Genomic DNA, 7,175 nt, shown 5'->3' with positions numbered 1-7,175 from the left:
TCATCAGCGGGAGGCGAATTCTACAGCGTTACACGCTGCTGTCAACACCTCTTTTTCAACTTCCTTTTGGCTTCGATGAACTGAAGCAACCTGCCGCCGAAAACTGCGCAACTCATTGTTTACCAAGGAGTTTTTTGTTTCGACTGCGCCGGAAGTGGGGCGAATTATAGGCTTCCAGAATCTGGCGTCAACCTTTAATTTCTTATCCCTATCAATTAGTTAGGCTTGATCAAAAAACCACCAATCCAAGGCCTCCTATATAGAAGAAGGGCATTTAGATAACACCCGCCTCCCTTAAAGAAGCCACATGCTCAGACTTCAGTCCCAACACACCCTCCAGCACCTGAGCGGTATGCTCGCCTAATAGAGGAGGCGCACTGCGATACTCCACAGGCGTCTTGGATAAACGAATTGGGCTGGCAACCTGAGGCACCAGCCCCGCTAATACATGCGGCAGTTGCAGCGCCAACCCGCGCGCCTTTACCTGGGGATCATCAAACACCTGCGCCAAATCATTGATCGGCCCGCAAGGCACACCCACACGCTCCAACTGTGACACCCACTCAGCCGTTGTCTTGAAAACCGTAGCCTGGCGAATCAGCGGAATCAGCTCAGCACGATTGGCCACCCGCACCTTATTAGTAGAAAACCGCGGATCATCCGCCCACTGCGGCTGCCCAGCCGCTTCGGCGAACTTGCGAAATTGCCCGTCATTACCAACCGTCAGAATGAAATCACCATCGGCTGTGGGGAAGTCCTGATAAGGCACGATATTAGGATGAGCGTTGCCCAGGCGCTTTGACGACACGCCCGTGGTCAGGTAATTCATCGCCTGATTAGCCAGACAAGCCACCTGCACATCGAGCAATGCCATATCAATGTGCTGCCCTCCGCCGTCGTGATCTCGATGCGCCAGCGCAGCAAGGATTGCCACCGTGGAGTAGAGCCCCGTGAGTATGTCTGTCAGCGCCACTCCCACCTTCACCGGCCCGGCGCCTTCATCACCCTCAGGCCGACCGGTAAGACTCATCAGCCCGCCCAACCCCTGAATCATGAAGTCATAGCCCGCACGCCCCGCATATGGCCCCGTCTGGCCAAACCCAGTGATCGAGCAATAGATCAACTCCGGGTTGAGCGCCTTGAGCGACTCATAGTCCAGCCCATACGCCGCCAGCCCACCGACCTTGAAGTTCTCGATCAGGATGTCGGACTTAGCCGCCAGATCCCGCACCAGTTGCTGCCCCTCCGGCCGCGTAAAGTCGATAGTCACCGACTCTTTATTCCGATTGGCTGACAGGTAGTACGCTGCCTCACTGGTGTTCTCGCCATAAGAATCCTTAAGGAAGGGCGGCCCCCAGGCGCGCGTATCGTCACCGTTACCGGGACGCTCGACCTTAATCACCTCGGCCCCCAGGTCCGCAAGGATCTGTCCGGACCAAGGGCCCGCCAATACTCGCGACAAATCCAGTACCCGCAGATGCGACAGCGCGCCCATACCGCTCTCCTATTAATAGAACGCCTGAAGACCGGTCTGCGCGCGCCCCAGAATCAGGGCGTGCACGTCATGGGTACCTTCATAGGTGTTAACCACTTCAAGGTTCACCAGATGACGCGCCACCCCGAACTCGTCGGAAATACCATTGCCACCTAACATGTCCCGCGCCATACGCGCGATATCCAAAGACTTGCCGCACGAGTTGCGCTTCATGATCGACGTAATCTCAACCGCTGCCGTCCCCTCATCCTTCATTCGCCCCAGGCGTAAGCAACCTTGCAGTGCCAGGGTGATTTCGGTCTGCATATCCGCCAGCTTTTTTTGGATCAATTGAGTTGCGGCCAATGGACGACCGAACTGCTGACGATCCAACGTGTACTGGCGAGCGGTATGCCAGCAAGACTCGGCAGCACCCAACGCGCCCCAGGAGATGCCATAGCGCGCCGAGTTGAGGCAGGTGAAAGGGCCTTTCAAGCCACGCACATCCGGGAAAATGTTCTCTTCCGGCACAAAGACGTTATCCATCACGATTTCACCGGTAATGGAGGCGCGCAGGCCGACCTTGCCGTGAATGGCCGGCGCACTCAGGCCTTTCCAGCCTTTCTCCAAGACAAAACCTCGGATATCGCCTGCGTCGTCCTTGCCCCACACTACAAACACGTCCGCAATCGGGCTGTTGGTGATCCACATCTTGGCGCCTGTAAGGCTGTAGCCACCATCCACCTTGCGAGCACGTGTGATCATCGCACCAGGGTCAGAGCCGTGGTCAGGCTCGGTCAAACCAAAACAGCCAATCCATTCTCCCGAGGCCAGTTTCGGCAAGTACTTCTGCTTTTGCGCTTCGGTACCGAACTCATTGATAGGCACCATCACCAGTGACGACTGCACACTCATCATCGAGCGGTAACCAGAGTCAACACGCTCAACTTCACGCGCAATCAACCCGTAGCTGACGTAGTTCAAGCCACTGCCGCCGTACTGCTCAGGGATCATCGCCCCCAGCAAACCGGTTTCACCCATTTCACGGAAAATCGCCGGATCGGTCTTTTCATGGCGGAAGGCTTCCAGCACACGAGGCGCCAGCTTGTCCTGGGCGAAGCGCTCGGCACTGTCACGCACCATGCGCTCCTCTTCAGTGAGCTGTTGATCCAGCAGCAGCGGGTCGATCCAGTTAAAGCTTGCCTTGCCAGCCATGAATAAGTCCTCGCACAGAAATTCAGAAGTCGTGGATGGAGCCTAGGCCGCGCTTGGAGGGAGAGCAAACGAGGTTTCTGCATAGGCTTGTGCTAATTTGTCACTTCGTAATACTCAGTAGTGGCGCAGGCGCGCTTTAGATGTGAGCACAAGGTACATGCGCAGAAAAATCCCCAGCACAACCGCCCTCGTCAGCTTTGAAGCGGCAGCCCGCCACGAGAGCTTTACCAAGGCCGCGCACGAGCTCTCCATTACCCAAGGCGCGATTTGTCGGCAGATCGCCAGCCTTGAGGAATTTTTGAGTGTCGAACTGTTTCGGCGCTCACGACGCGGGGTAAAGCTGACGGAGGCCGGGCTGTCCTACAGCCGCAGAGTGGCAACTCAGCTGGATGCCGTTGAGCGCGACACCCTCTCAGTCATGGGCCAGCAAGGCGCAAACACTATAGAACTGGCCGTAGTGCCTACGTTCGGCACGCAATGGCTGATCCCTCGACTCAAGGACTTTCAACGCAAGCACCCCGAGGTGACGGTGAACCTGACAAACCGCACGCGCCCCTTTCTGTTCGCCGACACCGAGTTCGACGCGGCGATCTACTTCGGTGACGCTGATTGGTCCGGTACCGAATCCCACCGACTGATGGGAGAAAATCCCGCCCCTGTCTGCAGCCCGCGCCTTTTGGGGGAACGCAAGCGGTTCACCCCGCAGCAGATCGCGGAACTGCCATTGCTGCAGCAGACCACACGCCCCTATGCCTGGCGCCAATGGTTCAACGCCCAGCAACTGAACGTCCCTCGCGACATGACAGGCCCGCGTTACGAGCTATTCTCGATGCTGTCCCAGGCAGCCATGCACGACATGGGTATTGCACTGATCCCTCCGTTCCTTATCCAGCGAGAGCTGGACGAGCGTCAATTGGTGATCGCAAGCTCTGAGGTGCTAAGGAGCTCGAAGGCTTATTACCTGATGATTCCTGACAGAAAAGTCGAATCAGCCTCGCTGCACGCGTTCCGGGATTGGCTTATTGACCAATCTCAGCGCTACAGTCCCAGTAATTAAAGGCCAAAGCGCCAATGCTGACTTTGTAGTCAGTTAATTTTAGATCCTACAGATATACGTATATGTCGCATTTTCACAGACTGTACCTATCTATCAAAAATAGGGCTTAAGGCCATGATTTTCGCGGCTTACAGCGACTCCAACAGGCCAATGCCCGACTATTCACACCAATCATGGCAAAACACCCATCATTCAGCTGTAGCCCTTTAAATACCTGTATTTAAAGAGGTTATTTCGGCGCATTGCGACAATCAGTCACAGGGTGACTTGTAGTTAATTTTTCGTCACCCGTCATAATCCCTTGAAGGCCGTAAAGTTCGCCTGCAAAATGCCGCGCCCCGCTGTCATTTCAGCGGGATCGTGCTGATCGGCCGCCCCAGTTGCGCCACTCGCGGTGCACTGGCCTTTTTACAAAAAGATCAAAAGCAAAAAGATCATGCAGGAGATTTGACGTGCACATTGGTGTTCCTCTCGAAACCCAGACCGGTGAAACGCGGGTGGCTGCCACCCCGGAAACCATCAAGAAGCTGATCGGCCAGGGCCATAAGGTCACTGTACAAAGCGGGGCCGGTCTTAAAGCCAGCATCGTCGACAGCGCCTATGAAACAGCAGGTGCAACCATTGGCAGTGCCAACGATGCGTTCGGCGCCGAGCTGATCCTCAAGGTGGTGGCGCCCAGTGACAGCGAACTCACGCTGATCAAAAGCGGCACCGTGTTGGTGGGCATGCTCAATCCGTTCAACAACGAAACCATTGCCAAGCTGGCCGGGCAGGGCATCACTGCCTTTGCCTTGGAGGCCGCGCCACGCACTTCGCGCGCGCAGAGCCTCGACGTGTTGTCCTCGCAAGCCAACATCGCCGGTTACAAGGCCGTGCTGCTCGCCGCTCATCACTACCCACGATTCATGCCGATGCTGATGACCGCCGCAGGTACCGTCAAAGCCGCTCGCGTGCTGATTCTCGGCGCCGGTGTTGCTGGCCTGCAGGCCATCGCTACGGCGAAACGTCTGGGTGCAGTGATCGAAGCGTCTGACGTACGCCCGGCCGTGAAAGAGCAGATCGAATCCCTGGGCGCCAAGTTCGTCGACGTCCCCTACGAAACCGATGAAGAGCGCGAATGCGCCGTCGGTGTCGGGGGTTACGCACGCCCGATGCCGACCAGCTGGATGCAACGCCAGGCCCTGGCCGTGCACGAGCGCGCCAAGCAAGCCGATATCGTCATCACGACCGCACTGATTCCCGGTCGTAAAGCGCCGACATTGCTGAGCGCCGAAACCGTCGCACAGATGAAACCCGGCTCGGTGGTGATCGACCTCGCTGCAGCCCAAGGTGGCAACTGCCCGCTGACTGTGGCGGATGAAACCGTGGTGGAAAACGGCGTGATCATCTGCGGTCCGACCAACCTCGCCGGCGCTGTCGCCGCCGACGCGTCAGCCTTGTACGCGCGCAACCTGCTGGACTTCCTGAAGCTGGTCTTCAATAAGGAAGGGCAGTTTGAACTCAACCTCGAAGACGACATCGTCGCCGCGTGCCTGATGTGCCGCGACGGCCAAGTCATCCGCAAAAACGCCTAAGCAGGGATTCAGACGATGGAAGAGCTTATCTCCCCCGGTATCTACAACCTGATCATCTTTGTGCTGGCGATTTATGTCGGTTACCACGTGGTCTGGAACGTTACCCCCGCGCTGCACACGCCATTGATGGCGGTGACCAATGCAATCTCGGCAATCGTGATTGTCGGCGCCATGCTCGCTGCCGCCCTCACCGTGACGCCATTAGGCAAGACTATGGGCACGCTCGCCGTGGCCCTCGCCGCCGTTAACGTGTTCGGCGGTTTCCTGGTGACTCGTAGGATGCTTGAGATGTTCAAGAAGAAAGCACCCAAAGCTGTGAAAGAAGAGGTGCAGAAGTAATGAGCATGAATCTGGTAACGACGCTCTACCTGATCGCGTCGATCTGTTTCATCCAGGCCCTCAAAGGCCTGTCGCACCCCACCACCTCGCGGCGCGGCAACCTGTTCGGCATGCTTGGCATGGGGCTGGCGGTGCTGACTACCGTGGGCCTCATCTATAAGCTCGGCGCTGAGCTTGCCACTGCCGGTATCGGCTACGTGATTGTCGGCCTGCTGGTCGGCGGCACTGCCGGTTCGATCATGGCCAAGCGCGTCGAGATGACCAAGATGCCGGAACTAGTCGCTTTCATGCACAGCATGATCGGCCTCGCCGCCGTCTTTATCGCCATCGCCGCCGTGGTTGAGCCGCAATCGTTGGGCATCGTCAAACACCTGGGCGACGCAATCCCCGCCGGCAACCGCCTGGAGCTGTTCCTCGGTGCGGCCATTGGTGCAATCACCTTCTCCGGCTCGGTGATCGCGTTCGGCAAACTGTCGGGCAAGTACAAGTTCCGCCTGTTCCAGGGCGCACCTGTACAGTTCGGCGGCCAGCACAAGATCAACCTGGTGCTCGGCCTGCTCACACTGGGCCTGGGCCTGGCGTTTATGTTCACCGGCAACCTCACCGCCTTCGCGCTGATGCTGACCCTGGCCTTTGTGCTGGGCGTGCTGATCATCATCCCGATCGGCGGCGCCGACATGCCGGTGGTGGTGTCGATGCTCAACAGCTACTCCGGCTGGGCAGCGGCGGGTATCGGCTTCTCGCTGAACAACTCGATGCTGATCATCGCCGGCTCGCTGGTGGGCTCCAGCGGCGCGATCCTGTCGTACATCATGTGCAAGGCGATGAACCGTTCCTTCTTTAATGTGTTGCTCGGCGGTTTCGGCAATGCGCCGGATGCCGGTGCTGCGGCAGGTTCCAAAGAAGCACGGCCGGTGAAGTCCGGCTCGGCCGACGACGCCACCTTCCTGCTGACCAACGCCGACACCGTGATCATCGTTCCAGGCTACGGCCTGGCCGTGGCACGCGCGCAACACGCGCTTAAGGAACTGACCGAAAAGCTGACCCATCGCGGCGTCACCGTGAAGTATGCGATCCACCCGGTGGCCGGCCGCATGCCGGGGCATATGAACGTCCTACTGGCCGAGGCAGAAGTGCCTTACGACCAGGTGTTCGAAATGGAAGACATCAACTCGGAATTCGGTCAGGCCGACGTGGTACTCGTGCTCGGCGCGAACGACGTGGTCAACCCGGCCGCGAAGAACGATCCGAACTCGCCGATTGCCGGCATGCCGATCCTAGAAGCGTTCAAGGCCAAGACCATCATCGTCAACAAGCGCTCAATGGCCAGCGGATATGCCGGTTTGGATAACGAGCTGTTCTACCTGGACAAGACCATGATGGTCTTTGGTGATGCCAAGAAGGTCATCGAAGATATGGTCAAGGCCGTCGAGTAACACTGCTTCAGCGCAATACTCGAAACCCCGGCCTGCGATAGGCTGGGGTTTTTTATTACTCATGAAACCCGACCAAAGGC

6 protein-coding genes are annotated in these 7,175 nt (G+C 57.8%); 4 read left to right on the top strand and 2 right to left on the bottom strand.

Annotated elements, in window-relative coordinates:
- Nucleotides 1–274: 274 nt before the first annotated feature.
- Both AOA60_RS22160 and AOA60_RS22155 read right to left on the bottom strand, forming a co-directional pair.
- The gene (locus tag AOA60_RS22160) at nucleotides 275–1,495 is read right to left on the bottom strand and encodes a CaiB/BaiF CoA-transferase family protein (RefSeq protein ID WP_099586234.1); all 1,221 of its coding nucleotides are present in this window, start codon (nucleotides 1,493–1,495) and stop codon (nucleotides 275–277) included.
- Nucleotides 1,496–1,507: 12 nt separating this feature from the next.
- Nucleotides 1,508–2,689 carry an acyl-CoA dehydrogenase gene (locus AOA60_RS22155; protein ID WP_099586233.1) on the bottom strand — a complete coding sequence of 394 codons (1,182 nt, stop codon included), beginning with the start codon at nucleotides 2,687–2,689 and terminating at the stop codon, nucleotides 1,508–1,510.
- 157 nt (nucleotides 2,690–2,846) lie between these two features.
- Between AOA60_RS22155 and AOA60_RS22150 the strand changes: the two genes are divergently transcribed.
- From AOA60_RS22150 to AOA60_RS22135, 4 genes are all read left to right on the top strand, one after another.
- Nucleotides 2,847–3,746 carry a LysR family transcriptional regulator gene (locus AOA60_RS22150; protein ID WP_099586232.1) on the top strand — a complete coding sequence of 300 codons (900 nt, stop codon included), beginning with the start codon at nucleotides 2,847–2,849 and terminating at the stop codon, nucleotides 3,744–3,746.
- 452 nt (nucleotides 3,747–4,198) lie between these two features.
- A complete protein-coding gene (locus tag AOA60_RS22145) occupies nucleotides 4,199–5,320 on the top strand; it encodes a Re/Si-specific NAD(P)(+) transhydrogenase subunit alpha (RefSeq protein ID WP_099586231.1) in 1,122 nt (373 codons plus the stop codon).
- 15 nt (nucleotides 5,321–5,335) lie between these two features.
- Entirely contained in the window at nucleotides 5,336–5,659 is a 324-nt protein-coding gene (locus AOA60_RS22140; RefSeq protein WP_005783507.1) for an NAD(P) transhydrogenase subunit alpha, read from the top strand.
- On the top strand, nucleotides 5,659–7,095 hold the full coding sequence (locus AOA60_RS22135; RefSeq protein ID WP_099586230.1) for an NAD(P)(+) transhydrogenase (Re/Si-specific) subunit beta: 1,437 nt from the start codon (nucleotides 5,659–5,661) through the stop codon (nucleotides 7,093–7,095). The genes AOA60_RS22140 and AOA60_RS22135 overlap by 1 nt, the downstream gene beginning before the upstream one ends.
- Nucleotides 7,096–7,175: the final 80 nt, after the last annotated feature.

The organism is Pseudomonas sp. 2822-17 (genome assembly GCF_002742485.1).
Taxonomy (GTDB): domain Bacteria; phylum Pseudomonadota; class Gammaproteobacteria; order Pseudomonadales; family Pseudomonadaceae; genus Aquipseudomonas; species Aquipseudomonas cyclaminis.
Note: the sequence above shows the minus strand (reverse complement) of the source record. Positions and strands in the feature narration are given on the sequence as shown.